This window comes from Shinella sp. WSC3-e, from assembly GCF_945994535.1.
In the GTDB taxonomy this organism is placed as follows: domain Bacteria; phylum Pseudomonadota; class Alphaproteobacteria; order Rhizobiales; family Rhizobiaceae; genus Shinella; species Shinella yambaruensis.
Genome location: NZ_OZ000530.1, coordinates 3,228,160 through 3,250,261, shown reverse-complemented (window position 1 = coordinate 3,250,261; position 22,102 = coordinate 3,228,160). Strand labels below are relative to the sequence as shown.

General features: G+C 65.8%; 20 protein-coding genes. 16 read left to right on the top strand and 4 right to left on the bottom strand.

Annotation, left to right across the window (positions count from 1 at the left end):
• The first annotated feature begins 29 nt into the window (after positions 1-29).
• The 10 genes from AABF56_RS16100 (at position 30) to apnL (ending at position 12,146) form a co-directional block, all read left to right on the top strand.
• Entirely contained in the window at positions 30-977 is a 948-nt protein-coding gene (locus AABF56_RS16100) for a D-ribose ABC transporter substrate-binding protein (RefSeq protein ID WP_244769835.1), read from the top strand.
• A gap of 116 nt (positions 978-1,093) precedes the next feature.
• Positions 1,094-1,948 (top strand): DeoR/GlpR family DNA-binding transcription regulator, encoded by an 855-nt coding sequence (locus tag AABF56_RS16095; protein WP_398432045.1) that lies wholly within the window; start codon positions 1,094-1,096, stop codon positions 1,946-1,948.
• Positions 1,949-2,021: 73 nt separating this feature from the next.
• On the top strand, positions 2,022-3,722 hold the full coding sequence (locus AABF56_RS16090) for a dihydroxyacetone kinase family protein (protein ID WP_272806703.1): 1,701 nt from the start codon (positions 2,022-2,024) through the stop codon (positions 3,720-3,722).
• Between the two features lie 327 nt (positions 3,723-4,049).
• A complete protein-coding gene (locus tag AABF56_RS16085) occupies positions 4,050-4,877 on the top strand; it encodes a phosphogluconate dehydrogenase C-terminal domain-containing protein (protein ID WP_272806702.1) in 828 nt (275 codons plus the stop codon).
• A 104-nt stretch (positions 4,878-4,981) separates the two neighbouring features.
• Positions 4,982-5,923, top strand: coding sequence for a D-ribose ABC transporter substrate-binding protein (locus tag AABF56_RS16080; RefSeq protein WP_244769839.1), 942 nt, complete (start codon positions 4,982-4,984; stop codon positions 5,921-5,923).
• Positions 5,924-5,992: 69 nt separating this feature from the next.
• Positions 5,993-6,631: a DUF2291 family protein gene (locus tag AABF56_RS16075; RefSeq protein ID WP_244769840.1), complete on the top strand. Its 639-nt coding sequence runs from the start codon at positions 5,993-5,995 to the stop codon at positions 6,629-6,631.
• A gap of 1 nt (position 6,632) precedes the next feature.
• Positions 6,633-8,177, top strand: a complete 1,545-nt coding sequence (locus tag AABF56_RS16070) for a sugar ABC transporter ATP-binding protein (protein WP_272806701.1) — start codon at positions 6,633-6,635, stop codon at positions 8,175-8,177.
• Entirely contained in the window at positions 8,177-9,244 is a 1,068-nt protein-coding gene (locus tag AABF56_RS16065) for an ABC transporter permease (protein WP_244769842.1), read from the top strand. Before AABF56_RS16070 ends, AABF56_RS16065 begins: the two co-directional genes overlap by 1 nt.
• A 2-nt stretch (positions 9,245-9,246) precedes the next feature.
• Entirely contained in the window at positions 9,247-10,281 is a 1,035-nt protein-coding gene (locus AABF56_RS16060; RefSeq protein ID WP_272806700.1) for a Gfo/Idh/MocA family protein, read from the top strand.
• Positions 10,278-12,146 (top strand): D-apionate lactonase, encoded by a 1,869-nt coding sequence (gene apnL / locus AABF56_RS16055; protein WP_272806699.1) that lies wholly within the window; start codon positions 10,278-10,280, stop codon positions 12,144-12,146. Before AABF56_RS16060 ends, apnL begins: the two co-directional genes overlap by 4 nt.
• Before the next feature lie 3 nt (positions 12,147-12,149).
• On the opposite strand, the gene AABF56_RS16050 is transcribed toward apnL, so the two are convergent.
• Positions 12,150-12,860: a transcriptional regulator NanR gene (locus AABF56_RS16050; protein ID WP_272806698.1), complete on the bottom strand. Its 711-nt coding sequence runs from the start codon at positions 12,858-12,860 to the stop codon at positions 12,150-12,152.
• Positions 12,861-13,010: 150 nt separating this feature from the next.
• On the opposite strand from AABF56_RS16050, the gene oiaX reads away from it, so the two are divergent.
• A complete protein-coding gene (gene oiaX / locus AABF56_RS16045; RefSeq protein ID WP_272806697.1) occupies positions 13,011-14,267 on the top strand; it encodes a 3-oxo-isoapionate-4-phosphate decarboxylase OiaX in 1,257 nt (418 codons plus the stop codon).
• Between the two features lie 3 nt (positions 14,268-14,270).
• Entirely contained in the window at positions 14,271-15,572 is a 1,302-nt protein-coding gene (locus AABF56_RS16040; RefSeq protein WP_272806696.1) for a four-carbon acid sugar kinase family protein, read from the top strand.
• Positions 15,573-15,655: 83 nt separating this feature from the next.
• On the opposite strand, the gene AABF56_RS16035 is transcribed toward AABF56_RS16040, so the two are convergent.
• Genes AABF56_RS16035 through AABF56_RS16025 form a run of 3 tightly spaced genes read right to left on the bottom strand, consistent with a single transcriptional unit; the run spans position 15,656 to position 17,362 of the window.
• Positions 15,656-16,441, bottom strand: a complete 786-nt coding sequence (locus AABF56_RS16035; RefSeq protein ID WP_272806695.1) for an anti-sigma factor family protein — start codon at positions 16,439-16,441, stop codon at positions 15,656-15,658.
• Positions 16,438-17,004, bottom strand: coding sequence for an RNA polymerase sigma factor (locus tag AABF56_RS16030; RefSeq protein WP_272806694.1), 567 nt, complete (start codon positions 17,002-17,004; stop codon positions 16,438-16,440). The genes AABF56_RS16035 and AABF56_RS16030 overlap by 4 nt, the downstream gene beginning before the upstream one ends.
• A complete protein-coding gene (locus AABF56_RS16025) occupies positions 16,988-17,362 on the bottom strand; it encodes a COG4315 family predicted lipoprotein (RefSeq protein WP_272806693.1) in 375 nt (124 codons plus the stop codon). The genes AABF56_RS16030 and AABF56_RS16025 overlap by 17 nt, the downstream gene beginning before the upstream one ends.
• 265 nt (positions 17,363-17,627) lie before the next feature.
• On the opposite strand from AABF56_RS16025, the gene AABF56_RS16020 reads away from it, so the two are divergent.
• Genes AABF56_RS16020 through kdpC form a run of 4 tightly spaced genes read left to right on the top strand, consistent with a single transcriptional unit; the run spans position 17,628 to position 22,099 of the window.
• On the top strand, positions 17,628-17,750 hold the full coding sequence (locus tag AABF56_RS16020; RefSeq protein WP_244769851.1) for a potassium-transporting ATPase subunit F: 123 nt from the start codon (positions 17,628-17,630) through the stop codon (positions 17,748-17,750).
• Between the two features lie 19 nt (positions 17,751-17,769).
• Positions 17,770-19,479, top strand: coding sequence for a potassium-transporting ATPase subunit KdpA (gene kdpA / locus AABF56_RS16015; protein WP_272806692.1), 1,710 nt, complete (start codon positions 17,770-17,772; stop codon positions 19,477-19,479).
• A gap of 11 nt (positions 19,480-19,490) precedes the next feature.
• Complete coding sequence (kdpB, locus tag AABF56_RS16010) at positions 19,491-21,527, top strand: potassium-transporting ATPase subunit KdpB (protein WP_272806691.1); 2,037 nt, start codon at positions 19,491-19,493, stop codon at positions 21,525-21,527.
• A gap of 2 nt (positions 21,528-21,529) precedes the next feature.
• Positions 21,530-22,099 carry a potassium-transporting ATPase subunit KdpC gene (kdpC, locus tag AABF56_RS16005; protein ID WP_272806690.1) on the top strand — a complete coding sequence of 190 codons (570 nt, stop codon included), beginning with the start codon at positions 21,530-21,532 and terminating at the stop codon, positions 22,097-22,099.
• Positions 22,100-22,102: the final 3 nt, after the last annotated feature.

Sequence of the window (22,102 nt, the reverse complement as noted above, 5' to 3'; positions counted from 1 at the left end):
CAACCGGACTCAACAAAGGGAGTGAGACCATGTTCAAAAAAGGTATGCGTGTACTCTTCGCAGCAACCGCCGTCGTGCCGTTGCTCTTCAGCTCCGCCTTCGCCGAAGGCCTGATGACGATCATCGTCAACGATCCGTCCAACCCCTATTGGTTCACGGAAGGCGAAGTCGCCAAGGCGACGGCGGAAAAGCTCGGCTATACCGCGAATGTCGGCGCCCACAAGGGGGACACCAACACCGAAAGCAACCTGATCGACACCGCGATCACCAACAAGTCGGTCGCCATCATCCTCGATCCGGCCAATGCCGACGGTTCGGTCGGCGCGGTCAAGAAGGCCGTCGCCGCGGGCATTCCGGTCATCCTCGTCAATGCCGAGATCAACCAGGAAGGCCTTGCCAAGGCGCAGCTCGTCTCGAACAACGCCCAGGGCGCGGCCCTCGGTGCGCAGCAATGGGTCGAGGCGGTCGGCGACAAGGGCAAATATGCCGAGCTCTTCGGCAATCCGGCCGACAACAATGCCGCGACGCGCTCGAACGGTTACGAGACCGTGCTGACGCAGTATCCGGACCTCGAAAAGGCCGCCAAGGAAGTCGCCGACTGGGACCGCACCAAGGGTCACGCCAAGATGCAGTCCATGCTGCAGGCGAATCCGGACATCATCGGCGTCATCAGCGGCAATGACGAAATGGCGCTCGGCGCCATCGCGGCACTGAAGGAGGCCGGCAAGCTGGAGCAGGTCAAGGTCGGCGGCTTCGACGGTTCGCCGGATGCGGTCGCCGCCATCAAGGCGGGCGAGTTGCAGTACACGGTTCTTCAGCCGGTCGCCGTCTTCTCCGAAGAGGCCGTCAAGCAGGCGGACAACGTGATCAAGAACGGCAGCACGGGTGCGGCGAGCGAGAAGCAGCTCTTCGATTGCCTGCTGATCACCAAGGACAATGTCGACAAGTACACCGCTCCCTTCGTTCTGAGCGAGTAATCGGCGCGGGGAGCGCCCCTGCGGGCGCTCTCCTTTCGCATCCCGGCGAGGTCCGGGGTCAGCTTGGCATTTCCCTTGCCGCCCGATACGAGATACGAAACGCTATCCTCGAAATATTGGCAGGGTCTCCGGTGAACAAGAAAGTCGACGTCAAGGATTTGCTTTCGGAAGAGCTGCCGAGCGACAGCCGGCATGCGCGCCAGCTGGTGCGCCGGCAGATGATCGCCGAGACGGTCATCGCCGAAGGCTCCATCCGCATCGAGGACCTGACCGAGCGCTTCGGCATCAGCCTGATGACGGCGCACCGCGATGTCGACGAACTCGTCAGCCGCGGCCTGTTCCGCAAGACGCGCGGCATCGTTTCCGCCGCGCCGACCAGCCTCATCGAATCCTCCGACGTCTACCGGGCGACGAAACAGGCCAAGGAGAAGAAGGCGATTGCCCGCGCCGCCATGCGCTTCGTCGAGCCGGGCCAGGCCATCTTTCTCGACGACGCCACCACCGTGCACGAGATGACCGCCTTCCTGCCGGCCAAGGTGCCGCTGACGGTCATCACCAATTCGCTCGTGCTCATCAACGAGTTGAAGGACGTCAACGACGTCAACCTCATCTGTCTCGGCGGCCAGTTCTACAATTGGTGCAATGCCTTCATGGGGCACATCACCACCAACGAGATCCGGCGCCTGAGGGCCGATACCGTCTTCATGTCGCTCTCGGCCATCGTCGATGACGTGGTCTATCACCAGTCGCCGGAGACGGTGGAGACAAAACGGGCCATGTTCGAGAGTTCCACCAAGCGTGTGCTCCTGGCCGATCACACCAAGTTCGAGCGGCGTGCGCTGCACCACTTTGCCGGGCTGCAGGAATTCGACGCCGTGATCGTCGACGAGGATATCCCCATCTCGCATCTCTCGCGCATGCGCTCGAAGGGCATCAACGTCATCGTGGCGGATGCCGAGCGTTCCGCCTGACCCCCCTTTGCTCTTTTCTCCCTTCGACCAATATTGCATCTTCGCGGCGTGATTGCCTGCGGGGAGGACCGGTATGACGAAGATTGTCGATGATCCCGAAACCTTTGCCTCGGCGGCGCTGGCGGGTTTCTCTCGGGTCTACGGACGTTACGTGCGGCTGGTGAAGGGTGGTGTGGTGCGCGCCACCGCGGTGCCGCGCGGAAAGGTTTCGGTCATCGTCGGCGGTGGATCCGGACATTATCCCGCCTTCGCCGGCTATGTCGGGCCGGGCATGGCGGACGCGGCCGTGGCGGGTGAGATCTTCGCCTCGCCCTCGACGGCAGCGGTCGCCCGGGTTTGCCGCAAGGCGGACTTTGGCGGCGGCATCCTGCTCGGCTTCGGCAATTATGCCGGCGATGTGCTCAATTTCGGCGTTGCGGCAGAGCGGTTGAGGGCGGAAGGTATCGACGTGCGCATCGTCACCGTGACGGACGACGTGGCGAGTGCGCCGGCGGATAGGCACCTGCAAAGGCGCGGCATCGCCGGCGATTTCCTCGTCTTCAAGGTGGCCGGCGCGGCGGCGGAGGCGGGGCTGTCCCTTAACGAGGTCGAGCGCGTGACGCGGCTCGCCAATGCGCGCACCTTCTCGTTCGGCGTCGCCTTCGGCGGCTGCACGCTGCCGGGTGCGACGGCGCCGCTCTTCACCGTGTCCAAGGGCATGATGGCGCTCGGCCTCGGCATCCATGGCGAGCCCGGCATCCGCGATACGCAGATCGTTCCGGCGGGCGACCTTGCAACGCTGCTGGTGGATACGGTGCTCGCCGAGCGTCCGGCCGGTGCGCGCCGCGCCGCCGTGCTGCTCAACGGCCTCGGCGCCACCAAGTATGAGGAACTGTTCGTGCTCTGGGGCGCGGTCGAGGGGCGGCTTGCGGCGGCCGGGGTCGATCTTGTCGCGCCCGAGGCCGGCGAATATGTCACCAGCCTCGACATGCAGGGCTGCTCGCTGACGGTGATGTGGCTCGACGAGGAACTGGAGCGCTTTTGGCTTGCGCCTTGCGATACGCCGGTCTTCCGACGCGGCGAGGGTTTTCAAACGCAGCCCGCCGCATTCGTCGAGGATGCCGGGGACGAGACGCCGGCTGTCGGCCCGGCTTCCGGCGCCTCGCGCGAGAGTGCCCGCTGCCTTGCCGGCATTCTCGAAGCCATGGTTTCGGCGCTGGAGGAGGCGGAGGCCGAACTCGGCCGGATCGATGCCTTTGCCGGCGATGGAGACCATGGCCAGGGCATGCGGCGCGGCGCCGCCGCCGCGCGGGATGCCATCCATCAGGCCGTGGTACGCGGCGCCGGTGCGAAAACGGCGCTGGCCGTCGCCGGTGATGCCTGGGCGGATCGGGCCGGCGGAACCTCCGGTGCGATCTGGGGCTTGCTGCTGCGGTCGTGGAGTTCCGCCTTCTCCGACGAGAAGGCCTTGCCGGAGGCCGATATCGTGCGGGGCGCGCGCCTGGCGCTCGATGACGTGATGCGTCTTGGCGGGGCGAAACCGGGCGACAAGACCCTCGTCGATGCCTTCGTACCCTTCGTCGCGGCGCTCGAAACGGCGAGGGCGGACGGCTTGTCCCTGAAGGATGCTTGGCGGAAGGCGAGCGTCACCTGCGAAGAGGCGGCCCAGGCCACCGCGCCGCTCTCGCCGCGGCTCGGCCGGGCGCGTCCGCTTGCCGAGCGCAGCATCGGCCATCCGGATGCCGGCGCCGTCTCGCTGGCCCTGGTCGCAAGGACGATCGCCAGCCGGCTTTGACGGGTTTCATCGTGCGTGCTTTCCCTTAAGGAGGCACGATATCAACATTCCTGCTGTGACATTGAGCCGAACGGCGCGTGACGTTCGGCTTTTTTCGTTTGTCGTTCCGGCAGTGAAGTCTCTGTATTTTCAGTGGTATGCCTTGGCCTGTTCGGCGTGCGCGTCGAAGCGATGCCGTGTTATGTTCATCGTGATATCACATATTCTAAGAGATAATCATTGACATATTATACCAGTTGGGAAATATAGGCCTGCGCCGGGTGCCCGGCGAAGGAAATTTCAGCCGGGCGACATGGAATCCGGCTGCCGCATTCAGGGAGGTCTTCGATGACATCGATCGCGCTGTTCGGTGCCGGTGGCAAAATGGGCTATCGGCTTGCCAAGAATCTCAAGGGCTCGCGCTTCGATGTCCGCCCCATCGAGGTGAGCGACGCCGGCCGGGCGCGGCTTGCCGACGATCTCGGCCTTTCCTGCGTTTCCGCCGATGAGGGCCTCGAAGGCGCCGACGTCGTCATCCTCGCGGTTCCCGATACGGCGATCGGCAAGGTCGCGGCCGGCATCGTCGACAAGCTGAAGCCGGGCACGATGGTCGTCGTGCTCGATGCGGCCGCCCCCTTCGCCGGCCACCTGCCGGAGCGCGCGGACCTCACCTATTTCGTTACGCATCCCTGCCATCCGCCGATCTTCAACGACGAGACGGACCCGGCCGCCAAGCGCGACTTCTTCGGCGGCATCGCTGCCAAGCAGCACATCGTGTCCGCGCTGATGCAGGGACCGGAAGAGACCTATGCGCTCGGCGAGGAGATCGCCAAGGCCATCTGGGCGCCGGTCATGCGCTCGCACCGTGTCACCGTCGAGCAGATGGCGCTGCTGGAGCCCGGCCTTTCAGAAACGGTCTGCGCCTCGCTGCTCGTCGTGATGCGCGAGGCGATGGACGAGTGCGTCCGGCGCGGCGTCGCCGAGGAGGCCGCCCGCGACTTCCTGCTCGGCCACATGAACGTGCTCGGCGCGGTCATCTTCGAAGAGACGCCCGGCGTCTTCTCCGACGCCTGCAACAAGGCGATCGAGTTCGGCAAGCCCGTGCTGATGAAGGACGACTGGAAGCGCGTCTTCGAGCCTGCGGAAATCGCGGCCAGCATCCGGCGCATCACCTGATGCCCGGCGGGTTCGCCCGCCGATGAACCAACTTGCACCGGGGCGGCCCTTTTCAATGGAGGAATGGCCGCTGGAGACACCGGTGCCTAACCGGGAGGAAAAACATGAACATTACCCGCAGACTGATCACCGTCGGTTTCGCCGCCGTCATGGCCGCCGGCGTCGCCATGCCGTCCTTCGCCGCCGATCTCATCGCCATCATCACGCCGAGCCACGACAACCCGTTCTTCAAGGCGGAAGCCGTCGGCGCGGAGGCGAAGGCCAAGGAACTCGGTTACGAGACGCTGGTCCTCGTGCATGACGACGACGCCAACAAGCAGTCGCAGCTCATCGACACGGCGATCGGCCGCGGCGCGAAGGCGATCATCCTCGACAATGCCGGCTCGGAAGCCTCGATCGCCGCCGTGCAGAAGGCGAAGGACGCGGGCGTTCCCTCCTTCCTGATCGACCGCGAGATCAACGCCACGGGCGTCGCCGTCTCGCAGATCGTCTCGAACAATTACCAGGGCGCGCAGCTCGGCGCGGAAGAGTTCGTCAGGCTGATGGGCGAGAAGGGCAACTATGTCGAGCTGCTCGGCCGCGAAGCCGATCTCAATGCCGGCATCCGCTCCAAGGGTTATCACGACGTCATCGACGAATATCCCGACATGAAGATGGTCGCCCAGCAGTCGGCCAACTGGAGCCAGACCGAAGGCTATTCCAAGATGGAGACGATCCTTCAGGCGAACCCCGATATCCAGGGCGTGATCGCCGGCAACGACACCATGGCCATGGGCGCGATAGCGGCGCTCCAGGCCGCCGGCCGCAAGGACGTCATCGTCGTCGGCTTCGACGGCTCGAACGACGTGCGCGACTCGATCAAGGCGGGCGGCATCAAGGCCACCGTCATGCAGCCGGCCTACGCCCAGGCCCAGCTCGCCGTCACCCAGGCGCATGAATACATCACGACCGGCAAGGCGCCGGCCGAGGAAAAGCAGCTCATGGACTGCGTGCTCATCACCGCGGACAACGCCGACAAGCTCGAAACCTTCGCGCTCTCGGAATAATCCTCCCCGCGAGGGTGCGAGGCGGGGTGCGGTCCCGCCTCGCATTTCTGTTCATGACGGAGAATGCCAATGCTGAGGTTTCAGGCTGCCTTTCCGGTCCTGCTTGCCGGCGCGCTGGCGCTCGGCGGCTGCAAGTTCGTCAAGACCGAGGACGAGCGGAAGCAGGCGGCGGCCGGCGCCTTCAATCCGGACAAGCTGGTCGCCGATATCTGGGACACCAGGGTCGTGCCCTATATCGAGGAGCGCGCCGGCCCGTTCCAGGAGGTTTCCGCCCTTGCGGCGAGCGACCTGAATGCCGCGGCTGAAAAATACGGCCACAAGGAAAAGCAGGGCAACGCGCCCTGGACCTTTGCGGCCAGGATCGACGGCGTGATCGTCGCCGAGGAGACGAAGTCGCGCGCGGCCTATGTCGACGTGGATGTTAACGGCGACAGGCAAGCGGATGTGCGTGTCTCGATCGGCCCGGCCATTCGCGGCACGGCGATCCGCGACAGCCTGAAGTTCGTGAATTTCAACGAGTTCAAGAACCAGATCGAATGGGCTCAGTACGGCAAGTCGTTCAACACCCATGTCAACGGCCTGCTTCTGGAAAAGCTGCCGCGGGAAAACCTGACGGGCAGGACGATCAAGGCGACCGGCGCCTATCCGCTGCCGGCCAAGGGCCAGTTGCCGCAATTCGTGCCCGTCACGATCACCGTCGGGGGTTGAGATGAGTGGCATCGACGACGGCGACGTCATTCTGGAACTCAAGGATATCACCAAGGCCTATTCCGGCATCGTGGCGCTGAAGAAGGCGGACCTGAAGCTGCGGCGAGGCGCGGTCAACGTGCTCGTCGGCGAGAACGGCGCGGGCAAGTCGACGATGATGCGCATCATCGCCGGCGTGGAGCGGCCGACGCTGGGCGAAATCTGGATGGACGGCGAGCGCATCCATTTGAACAGCCCCGCCGACGCGGTGCGCCACGGCATCGGCATCGTCTTCCAGGAACTGAACCTGTTCGGCAACCTCTCCGTTGCCGAGAACATCTTTGCGACGCGTGAGATCACAAGAGGCCTTCGCGGCATCGACCACAAGGCGCAGGTGGAGAAGGCCAACGAGTTCCTGAACCGTCTCGAAGCCGGCATTTCCGCCGATACGCTGGCGGAAGACCTGCCGATCGGCCAGCAGCAGCTCGTCGAGATCGCGCGCGCCGTCTCGCTCGACACGCGCATCCTCATCATGGACGAACCGACCTCGGCGCTCAGCGCGGCGGAGGTCGATGTGCTCTTCCGCGTCATCGCCGACCTCAAGGCGCGCGGCGTCGCCATCGTCTATATCTCGCACCGGCTGGAGGAGCTGATGCGTATCGGCGATTACATCACCGTCCTGAAGGACGGCCAGATCACCGGCCATGCCATGGTCAAGGATATCGATACACGCTGGATCGTGCGCTCGATGATCGGCTCGGACGCCAAGGATTTCGCGAAACAGATCGATCACGAGCCCGGCGCGGAAGTGTTTCGCACGGAAGAGATCTGCCTGCCGCGCGCGCAGGGCGGCTATGCGGTCGACCATGTCTCGATCGGCGTGCGCAAGGGCGAGATCCTCGGCATCTACGGCCTGATGGGCGCAGGGCGTTCGGAACTCTTCGAATGCATCATGGGCCGGCATGAGCACTATACGGGAAAGATCTTCATCGAAGGCGAGGAGCTGAAGGGGCGCGACACGACCCGGCGCATCCGCGAGGGCCTGGCGCTGATCCCGGAGGATCGTCAGCGCGAGGGCCTGGTGCAGTCCATGTCGATTGCCGACAACCTGTCCATGGCAAGCCTCGGCCAGTTCCTGAAGGGCGGATTCCATATCGACCTGAAGCTGGAGAAGACGGCGATCCTAGAGATGATCCGCAGCCTTTCGATCAAGGCGAAGAACCCGGAATTCGACGTTACCTCCATGTCCGGCGGAAACCAGCAGAAGGTCGTCATCGGCAAGGCGCTGATGACCGGGCCGAAGGTGCTTTTGATGGACGAGCCGAGCCGCGGCATCGATGTCGGGGCCAAGGCGGACGTCTTCCGCACCATGCGGCGGCTGGCGGGCGAGGGGCTCGCGATCCTCTTTTCCACCTCCGACCTCGAGGAGGTCATGGCGCTCTCCGACCGCATCGCCGTCATGAGCAACGGCCGCCTCGTGACGGTGGTGGACCGAAGGGACGCCACCGAGGACATGATCGTCTCGGCCTCCGCGGAGGGACATAAAACCAGAAGGATGCATGCGTGATGACGACAGCAACGCACACTGCCGCCGCCGGCAACCATCTCTCGACAGGCGCGGCCCTGCTCACGATCATGAAGCTCAGGACCTTCATCGCGCTCTTCGCGGTGATCATCTTCTTCTCGATCTTCGCGCCGAATTTCCTGTCGACCGCGAACATGATCCTGATGTCGAAGCACGCCACGCAGAACGCCTTCCTCGCCATCGGCATGACCTTCGTCATCATCACCGGCGGCATCGACCTTTCGGTCGGCTCGATCGTCGGCCTCTGCGGCATGATCGCCGGCGGGCTCATCATGTACGGCGTGGCGCTGCCGCTCGGCTACACGGTCTATTTCAACGTGGTCGAGGTGGCGATCATCGTCATGGCCGTCGGCATCCTGATCGGCGCGGTCAACGGCCTGCTCATCACCCGCCTCAACGTCGCGCCCTTCATCGCGACGCTCGGCACGCTCTATGTGGCGCGCGGCATGGCGCTGCTCTATTCCGACGGTCAGACCCTGCCCAATCTCACCGGGCGCGAAGACCTCGGCAACCAGGGTTTTTCCTATCTCGGCTCCGGTTCGATCCTCGGCCTGCCGGTCTCCGTCTGGATCCTGATCGTCGTCGCGCTGGGCGCGGCCTATTTCGCCCGCTTCGTGCCGCTCGGTCGGCATATCTTCGCGGTCGGCGGCAATGAGCGCGCCTCGCGCATGTCCGGCATCCGCGTCAACCGCGTGAAGATGTTCGTCTACATGTTCTCCGGTTTCTGCGCGGCGATCGTCGGCCTCATCATCTCCTCGGAACTAATGGCCTCGCACCCGGCGACCGGCACCAATCTCGAGCTGAACGCCATTGCGGCGGCCGTTCTCGGTGGTACATCCATGTCGGGTGGGCGCGGCACGATCGGTGGCACGATCATCGGCGCCTTCGTGATCGGCATTCTTTCCGACGGGTTGGTGATGATGGGGGTCAGTTCCTTCTGGCAGATGGTGATCAAGGGCCTCGTGATCATCGTGGCCGTCGTTGTCGACCAGGCGCAGCGCCGGCTGCAGCAGCGCGTCACCCTGATGCAGATGGCGAAGGCGGGCTGAGCATGAGGAAATTCAAGGGTGCGCTGATCGGCTGCGGCTTCTTCGCCGTCAACCAGATGCATGGCTGGCGGGACCTGCCGGAGGTGGAGATCGCGGCGATCTGCGACCGTGATCCGGAGCGGCTCAGCATCGTCGGCGACGAATTCGCCGTCGACAGGCGCTACCAGTCCGCGGAGGCGATGTTTTCCGATGGCGGCTTCGATTTCGTCGACATCGCCACCACGGTCGGCAGCCATCGCGCGCTTGTGGAACTTGCCGCACGGCACAAGGTTCCGGCGATCTGCCAGAAACCCTTCGCGCCGACGCTGGAGGATGCCAAGGCCATGGTCGTCGCCGCCGAGGCGGCCGGCATACCCTTGATGATCCATGAGAACTTCCGCTGGCAGACGCCGATCCTCGCCGTCAAGGCGGTGCTCGACAGCGGCGCGATCGGCGAACCTTTCTGGGGCCGCGTCTCCTTCCGCTCCGGCTTCGACGTCTTCTCCGGCCAGCCCTATCTCGCCAGGGGCAAGCGCTTCATCATCGAAGATCTCGGCATCCATTCGCTCGACATCGCCCGCTTCCTCTTCGGCGATGCCAGCCGCATGACGGCCCGCACGCGCCGCATCAACCCCGACATCGCCGGCGAGGACGTGGCGACGATGCTGCTCGACCATGACAGCGGCGTCACCTCGATCGTCGATGTCAGCTATGCGACGAAGCTGCCGGAAGAGCCGTTTCCGGAGACTTTCGTCGAGATCGACGGCAGCAGGGGCACGCTGCGGCTCGGCAAGGATTACAGGCTCGCGGTCCACGGGCCCGATGGCACGCGCGAAAACCGCGTCGCGCCGACCCTGCTGCCCTGGGCCTCGCGGCCCTGGCACAACATCCAGGAAAGCGTGGCGCTGATCCAGAAACACTGGGTCGAGCGGCTGGCTGCGGGCCGCGAGCCGGACACATCCGGCCGCGACAACCTCAAGACCTTCGCGCTGGTGGAGGCGGCCTATCTCAGTGCCGAACGCGGCGAGACGGTCGATCTCGGGGACCTGCTGGGATGAGCGAGGACCTGCTCCGGCTTTACGGCACAAGCGAGAAGGAGCCGGAAAGCCGGACGCTCATGGCGGGTGATCTGCACGTGGAGCTTCAGGACGGCAACCTGCGCACCCTGCGGTTTCGCGGCCATGAAGTGTTGCGCGCCATTGCCTTCCTCGTGCGCGACAAGGATTGGGGCACCTGCGGTGCCGCCATCGCCAACCTCGTGGTGGAGGAGACGGCAGCTGGCTTCTCCGTTCGCTACGATGCCCGCTTCAGCGCTCCCTCCGGCGCCAATCTCGACTGCGCTATCTCGATTGCCGGCAGCGCCGAGGGCGTGACCCTTTCCGCCGATTGCGTCAGCGATGCCGATTTCGAGACCGCCCGTGCCGGCTTCGTCGTACTGCATCCGGTCGTCGGCGTTGCGGGCGAGCCGGTCGAAATCCGCCACGGTGACGGCAGCATCGAGCGGGCCTTGTGGCCCGACCGGATCGAGCCCTGGCAGCCCTTCAAGGACATCGCCGCCATCACCCATCGCGTCGCGCCCGGCATTGCGGCGACGACGGAATTTTCCGGCGATGTCTTCGAGATGGAGGACCAGCGCAACTGGACCGACGGCTCCTACAAGACCTATGTGCGGCCGCTGGCCCTGCCCTGGCCCTATCGCGTGCCGAAGAACGAACCGTTCAGCCAGCGGATTTCCGTCGTGATCGAGGCGAGCGCCGACGCCGCGCCCGCGGCTAGCGCCGCGGATGCCGTCTCGCTGCGGCTGGCGCCGACGCCGCGCCGCTTCCCCGAGATGGGCGTCGGGCTCAGGCCGGAATGCCTTGCCGGGGAACGGGCTGCGCTTGATGTCCTGAAGATGGTGGGTGCACGGCACCTGATCGCCCATTTCGATCCTGCCGCCGGCCATGGCGTTGGCGCGTTGACCGGTTATGCGGAGATCGCCGCGCGGTCCGGCCTCAAGGTGACGCTGGAACTTGCCGTGCCATGCCAGCAGCCGCTCGATGAGGAGATGGCGGACATTGCGGCACTTGTCGGTAAGTCTGGGCTGAGACTCGACACGCTGTTCGTCTGCCCCGCGGTGGACCGGCAATCGACGCCGCCCGGCAGCACCTGGCCGGAATGCCCGCCGCTGGAGGCAGTCTATGCCGCGGCGCGGGCGGCCTTTCCGGGCGTGCGGCTCGGCGGCGGCATGATGAGCTATTTCACCGAGCTCAACCGGAAGCGCGTGCCGGGCGAATTGCTGGACTATATCAGCCATTGCACCAATCCGATCGTGCATGCGGCCGATGATCTTTCCGTCATGCAGACCTTCGAGGCGTTGCGCTTCGTCACACGTTCGGTGCGCGCGCTCTATGGCGACAGGCCTTACCGCATCGGCCCCTCGACGATCGCCATGCGGCAGAATCCCTACGGCAGCGCGACGAAGGACAATCCGGCGGGCGGCCGCATTCCCATGGCCGATGCGGACCCCCGTCACAACGGGGCATTCGGCGCGGCCTGGACGCTCGCCTATGCCGCGACGGTCGCTCCGGCCGGTCCGGAGGTGCTGACGCTGTCGACGCTGGCCGGACCATTCGGGCTCGTGGCGGGCGAGGGGGAGGCGACACCCAGAGGGGGGCTGCGGCCGCTCGCGCATGTGCTGGCGCGGCTCGGCAGCCTCTCGGGCGCAATGCTGGTCGCCGTCGAGACGTCCCGTCCGGATGCGGTGCTGGGCCTTGCCACGGCGGACCGGCTGCTGCTGGCGAACATCACGCGGGACATGCAGGCGGTTGTGCTTCCCGCATTGCCGCGCAAGGTGTCGCTGATCGGTGGCGATGGCACGGAGCTGCCGGCGGCCGAAAGGATCGGCCTGCCGCCCTATGGTGCGGTCGAGGTCGTGCTCTGAGCCCTATTTCTTGAGGGCATAGAGCGCGCGGGAGCGTTCGAGATGCTTGATCATCGCCTTTTCGGCAAGGTCGGCATCGCCCTTCTCGATGGTGCGGATGATTTCCTCGTGTTCGGCCAGCGTGAAATTCTCGCGGCCCGTCCAGATGAGCATTTCCGTATGATAGGACTTCAACCATCCCAGCATCGCGCCGCTGACGGCCGCGAAGATCGGATTGCCGGAAATCCGCGCGATGCACTGGTGAAACTCCATGTCCGCCTCGATGAAGGCGTCCGCGTCGCCGAGGCTCTGCTTCTGCTTGTCGAGCAGGGCGCGCAATTCGGCAATGTGGGCGGGACTCGCCTTGGCAGCGGCCTCGCGGATCATGCCGCGCTCGAAGAAGATGCGGGCGCTTTTCAGGTGCTCCAGCGTGTCCGAGGAGCCGGAGAGCATGAGCTTGGCCGGCAGGTCGACCTGGCGGATGATGGATTCGGCGGTGATGCGCAGCACCTTGGCGCGCTCGCCCTGCGAAATCTCGACCAGGCCCTTGCCGGCGAGCGCCTGCATCGCCTCGCGGATGGCCGGGCGGCCGACGCCATAGCGCTCCATCAGCTCGCGCTCGGATGGCATGTCGTCACCGGCCTTCAACTCGCCGGTCTCGATCATGTTCTTCAGCCGGGCGAAGACTTCGTCGGAGAGTTTCTTGCGGACGATCGGTTCGGAAGCGACGTTCATGGGGCACCTGGTTTCGACAGGTTTGAATATGCATCAAGTTCCATTGCCGCAACAGCTTTCGCGAATGTTGGCTTGCAATAACATAAATACTCATTATACCAGTTGATGTATTTGCACAAGCGGGACGCGGCAGAAGCGGGAGGAGAAAACGTGATCCGTCTGACCTATCGGATAGAAACCGCAGGTTCGCCCGAGGCCATGGCGCGGAAGATCGCCAGCGACCAGTCGACGGGCACCTTCGTGGCCTTGCCCGGCGAGACGGAGGAACTGAAGGCGCGTGTTGCGGCGCGCGTCGTCGCCATCCGTCCCCTGCCGCCCGTCGAGCGGGCCTCTTTCCCCGACGAGGCCGGTGGGGCCGGTCTCTTCCACCGGGCGGATGCCGATATCGATTTTCCGATGGATGCGGTCGGCACCGATCTTTCCGCGCTGATGACCATCGCGATCGGCGGCGTGTTCTCCATCAAGGGCATGACGGGCATCCGCATCGTCGGCATGAAGCTGCCGCCGGAATTCGCCGCCGCCCATCCCGGTCCGCAATTCGGCGTTCCCGGCAGTTTCGCGCTGACGGGCGTGACGGGCCGGCCGATCATCGGCACCATCGTCAAGCCGGCGCTCGGCCTGCGGCCGCACGAGACGGCCGAGATGGTCGGCGAACTGATCGAGGCGGGCGTCGATTTCATCAAGGACGACGAGAAGCTTATGAGCCCGGCCTATTCGCCGTTGAAGGACCGCGTGGCGGTGATCATGCCGAGGATCCTCGACCACGAGCAGAAGACCGGCAAGAAGGTGATGTATGCCTTCGGCATCAGCCATGCCGATCCCGACGAGATGATGCGAAACCATGACCTGGTGCTTGCGGCCGGCGGCAATTGCGCCGTGGTCAACATCAATTCCATCGGCTTCGGCGGCCTTTCCTTCCTGCGCAAGCGCTCCGGCCTCGTGCTGCATGCCCATCGCAACGGCTGGGATATCCTGACCCGCCATGCCGGCCTCGGCTTCGAATTTTCCGTCTGGCAGCAGTTCTGGCGGCTGCTCGGCGTCGACCAGTTCCAGATCAACGGCATCCGGGTGAAATACTGGGAGCCGGACGAGAGCTTCGTGCGCTCCTACGAGGCGGTGAGCACGCCGCTGTTTTCGGAAAGGGACGTGGCGCTGCCGGTCATCGGCTCCGGCCAATGGGGCGGGCAGGCGCCCGAGACGATCGCGGCGACGAGTGGCTCGACGGACCTCCTTTATCTGTGCGGCGGCGGCATCGTCAGCCATCCGGACGGACCGGGCGCGGGCGTGAAGGCCGTGCGGCAGGCCTGGGAGGCAGCCGTGGCGGGCGTGCCGCTTGAGACCTATGCAAAGGACCATGCCGAACTTGCGCAATCCATCGCAAAGTTTTCCGATGGCAAGGCGGCCTAGACCATGACGCGTCCCCTCATCAGCTACTACGGCGACGATTTCACCGGTTCGACCGACGTCATGGAAGCGCTCGCCTCGAACGGCGTGGAGACCGTGCTTTTCCTTGACGTGCCGGATGCGGATCTGCTGTCGCGATTTGCCGGCGCGCGGGCCTTCGGCCTTGCCGGCACCAGCCGCAGCGAGACGCCGGACTGGATGGACGTGCACCTTCGCACGGCCTTCGGCTGGCTGAAGACGCTCGATGCCGCGCTTTGCCACTACAAGGTCTGCTCGACCTTCGATTCCGCCCCCCATGTCGGCAATATCGGCAGGGCCATCGAGATCGGCCGCGCCATCTTCGGCAAGGCGACCGTGCCGCTCATCGTCGGCGCGCCGCAGATCCGCCGCTACACGGCCTTCGGGGAACTTTTCGCAGCCTATCAGGGGCGCAACTATCGCATCGATCGCCACCCGGTCATGGCGCGCCATCCGGTGACGCCGATGGACGAGGCCAACCTGCTGCTGCATCTCTCGCGGCAGACGACGCTCTCTTCCGCGCTCATCGACATGGTCGCGCTGCAGGCCGGCCAGCAGCCCGAGGAAGCCGATATCCTGCTCATCGACGTGCTCGACGCGGCGACGCAGGCCGCTGCCGGCGCATTGCTGTGGAACCGGCTGCGCGAAAGGAGCCGCTTCGCCTGCGGTTCCTCCGGCCTCGAATATGCCCTGATCCCGACCTGGCGGGATCAGGGCCTGATCGGGGAAAAGTCCCGCTTCCCGGTCGCCGGGCCGGTCGATCGCATCGCTGTCGTTTCGGGCAGCGTCTCGCCCACCACCGAGCGGCAGATCCGCCACGCGCTGGAAAACGGCTTTGCCGGGGTCACGCTCGATCCGCTTGCGCTGTCGGGCGAGGGGAGCGAGGCGGCGGTGGAGGCGGCCGTCGAGGCCGGTCTCGGTGTTCTGCGGGAAGGGCGCAGCGTGGTGCTCTACACCGCGCTCGGGCCGGCGGCGGATCGCGGCGGCGCGCTCGATTCCTCGACCGGCGCCCGCCATCGCCTCGGACGTGCGCTGGGACGTATCCAGTCGGAACTCGTCGCGCGTGCCGGGCTTGCCCGCGCGGTTGTCGCCGGCGGTGATACATCCAGCCATGCGCTCGGCGAGATGGGCATTGCGGCGCTTACGCTGAAAATGCCTTTGCCGCAGACGCCGGGCTCGCCGCTCTGCATCGCCCATGGCGGGGCGGCGGATGGCCTCGAGATCGCGCTGAAGGGCGGGCAGGTCGGTGGCGACGACTATTTTTCGATGATCCGCGCCGGCCGGACCTGATCGCATCGACCGCCATCACCTTGACCGGCAGGCCGCGCGTCAAATCCGGCTTTCCGGCTGCAATGCCCGGATTTGCGGAGGCCTCATGTCGGGAATTGCCGGTAGCACTCCTCCGCGATCTGCTGGAGCCGTTCGCGGGAAATGTCGCCGGTCACCGCGTAGCCGAGGTCGCCGTCGATCCAGTAGAAGGTCTCCACGCCGCTGGCGGCGGCGAAGCGGAAGCTCGTCGTCCGGTTTTCCTCATTGCGGGCGACGAGGACCGTGACACGCCGGCCAGTCTCGTCCTCGTACATGAACAGGGCGCCCGGCTTGTCGGTGACGGGAAGGAGGCGCCCGCCGACCAGCTTGAAGCCGATCGCCTTGAGGTCCGGGACCTTCAGGTCGTCGATGGCGAGGCGTTTTCCCAGCCAGCGCGCCAGATGTGCCTCCTCGTCGGCGAAGACCTCCACCGGATGGCGCACCTCGCTCGCATAGATGAGATAGGCGTTGCGCGCCTCGTGCGGCAGGGCATCCATGGCCGTCGCCGTCGCCGTCGGCGCCTTTTCGAAGAGCATCGGGCCGAAATGGCCGGCAAGGCCGCCGAGCATGAAGACGAGTGCGGCCGCGGCCGCCATCGCAAGGTGCGGTGTTGCGGCTTTCGTCGCGGCCCGGTGGCCGGCGACGAGCTGGAGATCGGAGGGGCGGGCCGTGGCATAGGCGGCAAAGGCGTCCCTCAGGCCGTCGTTCTGCGCCTGCCAGTCGGACACGCGGCGTGCGGCCTCGGGATTATGGGCAAGGTGGGCCTCCACGCGCTCGCGTTCGGCCGCATCCAGGAAGCCGTCGGCATAGGCGTGCAGGTCCGTTTCGGTCACGGGGCGGCTCTCGCTCATCGGGGGCTCCGCAGGTGAATGACGTTTTCGGCTGCCAGTTTCTCCCGCAGCATCTGCCGGGCGCGGGAGAGGCGCGACATGACGGTGCCGACAGGGACATCCAGGATTTCGGCCACTTCCTGATAGGTATGGCCCTCGACGGCGACCAGCATCAGCACCGCCCTTGCCTCCTTCGGCAGGGTATCGAGCGCCTGGACGAGGCGGTTCCTCGCCAGCGGATCGGAGGGCGGCACGCTTTCGGCGAGGCCCTCCGCCGCCTCGATGCCGACAGAGGGCCGCCGGGCAACGGCGCGGCGGGCATTGAGATGCAGGTTGGTCATGATCCGGTAGGCCCAGGCGCGGATGTTCGCACCGCGCCATTGCGTCCGGTGGCTGAGGGCCTTTTCGACACAGTCCTGCAACAGGTCCTCGCTCTCCGCGTCCGATCGCGTCAGGCTGCGGGAATAGCGCCGGAGCTGCGGCAGGAGGGCAAGGATCTCGGCGTCGAAGGAAAGGGCCGGGGTAGGAGCGCCCTCCCGCCCGCTACCCGCCTCGGCGCCATGCGGGTCAGGGCTTTGCGACATCCCAGACGCCGTTCACGCCGTCGCCGGTCGTATCGCCTTCCTTGGTATCCTTGATCCAGTAGTAGAGCGGCATGCCGTCCTTGGCCCATTGTTTCGCCCCGTCCTTGCGGGTGACGAGGGAATATGCACCCTCCGCCACCGCATCGGAAGCGGCGATGGCCGGCGGCCAGTTCGTCGCGCACTTGTCGTAGCAGTTCGAGGTGCCGGGCGTGTCGTTCTTGAAGGTGTAGAGGGTCATGCCCTTCTCGCCGGCAAGCACCTCGCCCTTGTCGGTCTTGACGGTCGCGAACGGTTCGGCGGCGAAGGCCGTGCCCGCAAGGGCCGCGACGGCGAATGGCACGAGGACTAGGAACTTCATGGTCGTCTCCCATCGTTACGGCGACTTTCCTGAGCCGCCCCTGCCAAGACACCGGTGCCTGCCCGATTATTCCCGGCGCCTTGAAAAAACCGACCGAGAACCGGACAGCGCCTCTTTATCTTTTCCTTACGTCGCCTTCCCGCCTTCCCAATCGAAACCTGATCCCGTCCGCTCCTAGTGTGCCGCCAGCATAAACAGGAGACGGCCATGTCCGATTTCATATTCCTCGCGCTTGGCTGCGCCACGTTCGTCGTGTTCGCCGCCTATGCCAGCGCGCTCGACCGGCTTTGAGGAGGCAACGGTGCTCGAACCCCTTTTCGGCCTTTTCGTCGCGCTTGTCCTCGGCGCCTATCTCGTGGTCACGCTGCTGCGGCCCGAACGCTTCTGATCTTCGAGGAGAAACCCTGATGACCATGATCGGGTGGCTGCAAATCGCCCTCTTCTTCCTCGCGGTGCTCGTCACGATCAAGCCGCTCGGACTGTACATGGCCCGCGTCTTTGCCGGAGAGCGCACCGCGCTGTCGCCGGTCCTCGGGCGCCTGGAGGCCGATCTCTACCGCATTTCCGGCATAAGCCCGAACAAGGAGCAGGGCTGGCTCGCCTATACGGCCTCGATGCTCGCCTTCTCCGTCGCCGGCTTCCTCGCGCTCTACGCGACCCTGTGCCTCCAGGCCCATCTGCCGCTCAATCCGCAGGGCTTTGCCGGCATGGCGCCGGACCTCGCCTTCAACACGGCCGTCTCCTTCGTCACCAACACCAACTGGCAGAACTATGGCGGGGAAACCACGCTCAGCCATTTCAGCCAGATGGCCGGGCTGACGGTGCAGAACTTCCTGTCCGCCGCAACGGGCATGGCGCTCGCCATGGCGCTGACACGGGCCTTCGTCCGCTCGAAGGCCGCAACGCTCGGCAATTTCTGGGTGGATATGACGCGGGCGGTGCTCTACGTGCTGCTGCCGATGGCGATCGTCGTCGCGCTCGCCTTCGTCGCCATGGGCTTGCCGCAGACGCTGGACGGTGCCGTGACGGCGACCACGCTCGAGGGCGCCAGCCAGACGATCGCGCTCGGCCCCGTCGCCTCGCAGGAGGCGATCAAGCAGCTCGGCACCAACGGCGGCGGCTTCTTCAACGTCAATGCCGCCCACCCTTTCGAGAACCCCACGACGTTCTCCAACTATCTCAACATCTTCGCCATGCTGTCGATCTCAGCCGCGCTGGTCTACACGTTCGGCCAGCTCGTCGGCAACCGTCGCCAGGGCTGGGCGATCATCAGCGCCATGGCGATCCTGCTGATTGCCGGCGTCGCCGCCATCTACTGGGCGGAAGCCGCGGGCAACCCGATCCTGACCGCCCTTGGCGTCGATGCCGCCGCCGGCAACATGGAGGGTAAGGAAGTGCGCTTCGGCCAGGCCATGACCGCGCTTTATGCCGCCGTCACGACCGGCCTTTCGGATGGTGGCGTCAACGGCATGCACGGCTCCTTCACCGGGCTTGGCGGGCTCGTGCCGATGTTCCTGATGCAGCTCGGCGAGGTCTTGCCGGGCGGCGTCGGGTCCGGTCTCTACGGCATGCTCGTCTTCGCGCTGCTTTCCGTCTTCGTGTCCGGCCTGATGGTCGGCCGCACGCCGGAATTCCTCGGCAAGAAGATCGAGGGCCGCGAGATGAAATATGCCATGCTCGCCGTGCTCGTCCTGCCGCTCGCCATCCTCGGCTTCACCGCGATCTCCGCCATGCTGCCCTTGGCCGTCGCCAGCATCGGCACGGCCGGCCCGCATGGCCTGTCGGAAATCCTCTATGCCTATACGTCCGCGGCCGCCAACAACGGCTCGGCCTTCGGCGGGCTGACGGGCAACACCGTCTGGTACAACACGACGCTCGGCATTGCCATGCTGCTCGGCCGCTTCGCCTATGTGGTGCCCGTCATGGCAATCGCCGGCTCGCTGGCGGCCAAGGTGAAGGTGCCGCCGTCGTCCGGCACCTTCCCGACGGACGGGCCGCTCTTCGTCGGCCTCCTCATCGGCATCATCCTCATTCTCGGCGGCCTGCAGTTCTTCCCCGCGCTTGCCCTCGGCCCCATCGTCGAGCACCTGGCGATGCTTGCCGGCCAGACCTTCTGAAGGAACAGACCATGTCAAAGGACCACCACGCGCCGGGCCTTCTCGACCCTGCCATCCTCCTGCCGGCCGCGCGCGACGCTTTCGCAAAGCTCGATCCGCGCCAGCTCGTGCGCAATCCGGTGATCTTCGTCACCGAGGCCGTCGCGGCCGTCGTCACCGTGCTCTTCCTGCGCGATCTCGTCACCGGCAGCGCGCAGGCCGGCTTTTCGGGCCAGATTGCCGCCTGGCTCTGGTTCACCGTGCTCTTCGCAACCTTCGCGGAGGCCGTTGCCGAGGGGCGGGGCCGTGCCCAGGCCGACAGCCTGAAGCGCACGAAGTCGGAACTCGTCGCCCGGCGGCGCACGGCCTCCGGCACGGTCGAGACGGTCCCGGCCACCAGCCTTGCCATCGGCGATATCGTGCTCGTCGCCGCCGGCGAGCTCATTCCCGGCGACGGCGAGGTGATCGAGGGCGTCGCCTCGGTCAATGAAAGCGCGATCACCGGCGAATCCGCTCCCGTGATCCGCGAATCCGGCGGCGACCGCTCGGCCGTCACCGGCGGCACGCAGGTGCTTTCCGACGAGATCACGGTGAGGATCACCGTCGCGCCCGGCTCCTCCTTCGTCGACCGCATGATCGCGCTCATCGAGGGTGCGCAGCGGCAGAAGACGCCGAACGAGATCGCGCTGTCGATACTGCTCTCGGGCCTGACGCTGATCTTCCTCTTCGTCTGCGTCGCCATCTGGGGGCTTGCGGGCTATTCCGGCACGGTGCTGACGGTCACCGTACTCGCCGCCCTTCTCGTCACGCTCATCCCGACGACCATCGGCGGCCTTCTCTCGGCCATCGGCATTGCCGGCATGGACCGCCTCGTGCGCTTCAACGTCATCGCCACCTCCGGGCGCGCGGTGGAGGCGGCAGGCGACGTCGACACGCTGCTGCTCGACAAGACCGGCACCATCACCTTCGGCAACCGCATGGCGAGCGACTTCCTGCCGGCACCGGGCGTAAGCCCCTCGGACCTGGCCGAAGCCGCGCTGCTTGCCAGCCTGTCCGACGAGACGCCCGAGGGCCGGTCGATCGTGGCGCTTGCCACGGGTGAATTTTCGGTGGTGATGCCGCGGGTGCGCTTCGATGCCGTGATCGAGTTCACGGCAGAGACCCGCCTTTCCGGCGTCGATCTCGGCGGCCGGCGGCTGCGCAAGGGTGCGGTCGACGCCGTGCTGCGCTTTGCCGGCCTTCAGGAGGACGATGCGCCGGCCGAGTTCCGCCGCGCCGTCGAGACGATCGCGCGCAGCGGCGGCACGCCGCTCGCGGTTGCCGATGGCTCGCGCCTGCTCGGCGTCATCCACCTCAAGGACATCGTCAAGCCGGGCATCAAGGAGCGTTTCGCGGCGCTGCGCGCCATGGGCATCCGCACCGTCATGGTGACGGGCGACAACCCAGTGACGGCCGCGGCCATCGCCTCGGAAGCCGGCGTCGACGATTTTCTCGCCCAGGCGACGCCGGAGGACAAGCTCGCCTATATCCGCCGCGAACAGCAGGGCGGCCGTCTGATCGCCATGTGCGGCGACGGCACCAACGACGCCCCGGCGCTCGCCCAGGCGGATGTCGGCGTCGCCATGCAGACCGGCACGCAGGCGGCCCGCGAGGCGGCGAACATGGTAGACCTCGATTCCAGCCCGACCAAGCTCATCGAGATCGTCGAGATCGGCAAGCAGTTGCTGATGACGCGCGGTTCGCTGACCACCTTCTCGATCGCCAACGACGTCGCCAAATATTTCGCGATCATCCCGGCCCTCTTCGTCGCCACCTATCCGGCGCTCAATGCGCTCAACATCATGCACCTCGCCTCGCCGCAGTCGGCCATCCTCTCGGCCGTCATCTTCAACGCGCTGATCATCGTGGCGCTCATTCCGCTGGCCCTGCGCGGCGTCGCCTATCGTCCGGCGGGGGCGGCCGCGCTGCTGCGCCGCAACCTCCTCGTCTATGGTCTCGGTGGCCTTGTCCTGCCTTTTGCAGGCATCAAGGCTATCGATCTTGCCGTCAGCGCCCTAAATCTGGTGTGATCATGCTGAAACAACTTCGCCCGGCCTTCACCCTCGTCCTCGCCCTGACGGCGCTTCTCGGCCTTGCCTATCCGCTCGCCGTGACCGGCATCGCGCAGGCCCTGATGCCGGCTGCCGCCAATGGTTCGCTCGTCGAAAGGAACGGGGTGGTGGTGGGCTCCGACCTAATCGGCCAGGCCTTCGCCTCGGACAGATATTTCTGGCCGCGTCCTTCGGCGACGGGGCCGGAAGCCTACAACGCGGCTGCCTCGTCCGGCTCGAACCTCGGCACGACCTCGGCCAAGCTCAGGGATCGTGTCGCGGCGGATGTCGACCGGCTGACGGCGACGGGCATGGCGGTGCCGATCCCGGCCGATGCGGTCACGACCTCCGGTTCGGGCCTCGATCCGCATATCTCGCCCGATTTCGCGCGGGCGCAGGTCGCGCGGGTTGCAAAGGCGCGGGGCATGGAGGAAACGACGGTCGAGGCGCTTGTCGGGCGGCAGGTCGAAGGCCGGCTCCTGGGCGTGTTCGGCGAACCGCGGGTGAACGTGCTGCAGCTCAACATGGCGCTCGACGCGCTCGGATCATGAGAA

Coding starts and splice junctions, on each gene's coding strand:
- AABF56_RS16100 (WP_244769835.1), top strand. CDS start 30: ATGTTCAAAAAAGGTATGCGTGTACTCTTCGCAGCAACCGCCGTCGTG.
- AABF56_RS16090 (WP_272806703.1), top strand. CDS start 2,022: ATGACGAAGATTGTCGATGATCCCGAAACCTTTGCCTCGGCGGCGCTG.
- AABF56_RS16085 (WP_272806702.1), top strand. CDS start 4,050: ATGACATCGATCGCGCTGTTCGGTGCCGGTGGCAAAATGGGCTATCGG.
- AABF56_RS16080 (WP_244769839.1), top strand. CDS start 4,982: ATGAACATTACCCGCAGACTGATCACCGTCGGTTTCGCCGCCGTCATG.
- AABF56_RS16075 (WP_244769840.1), top strand. CDS start 5,993: ATGCTGAGGTTTCAGGCTGCCTTTCCGGTCCTGCTTGCCGGCGCGCTG.
- AABF56_RS16070 (WP_272806701.1), top strand. CDS start 6,633: ATGAGTGGCATCGACGACGGCGACGTCATTCTGGAACTCAAGGATATC.
- AABF56_RS16065 (WP_244769842.1), top strand. CDS start 8,177: ATGACGACAGCAACGCACACTGCCGCCGCCGGCAACCATCTCTCGACA.
- AABF56_RS16060 (WP_272806700.1), top strand. CDS start 9,247: ATGAGGAAATTCAAGGGTGCGCTGATCGGCTGCGGCTTCTTCGCCGTC.
- apnL (WP_272806699.1), top strand. CDS start 10,278: ATGAGCGAGGACCTGCTCCGGCTTTACGGCACAAGCGAGAAGGAGCCG.
- AABF56_RS16050 (WP_272806698.1), bottom strand. CDS start 12,860: ATGAACGTCGCTTCCGAACCGATCGTCCGCAAGAAACTCTCCGACGAA.
- AABF56_RS16040 (WP_272806696.1), top strand. CDS start 14,271: ATGACGCGTCCCCTCATCAGCTACTACGGCGACGATTTCACCGGTTCG.
- AABF56_RS16035 (WP_272806695.1), bottom strand. CDS start 16,441: ATGAGCGAGAGCCGCCCCGTGACCGAAACGGACCTGCACGCCTATGCC.
- AABF56_RS16030 (WP_272806694.1), bottom strand. CDS start 17,004: ATGTCGCAAAGCCCTGACCCGCATGGCGCCGAGGCGGGTAGCGGGCGG.
- AABF56_RS16025 (WP_272806693.1), bottom strand. CDS start 17,362: ATGAAGTTCCTAGTCCTCGTGCCATTCGCCGTCGCGGCCCTTGCGGGC.
- AABF56_RS16020 (WP_244769851.1), top strand. CDS start 17,628: ATGCCAGCGCGCTCGACCGGCTTTGAGGAGGCAACGGTGCTCGAACCC.
- kdpA (WP_272806692.1), top strand. CDS start 17,770: ATGACCATGATCGGGTGGCTGCAAATCGCCCTCTTCTTCCTCGCGGTG.
- kdpB (WP_272806691.1), top strand. CDS start 19,491: ATGTCAAAGGACCACCACGCGCCGGGCCTTCTCGACCCTGCCATCCTC.
- kdpC (WP_272806690.1), top strand. CDS start 21,530: ATGCTGAAACAACTTCGCCCGGCCTTCACCCTCGTCCTCGCCCTGACG.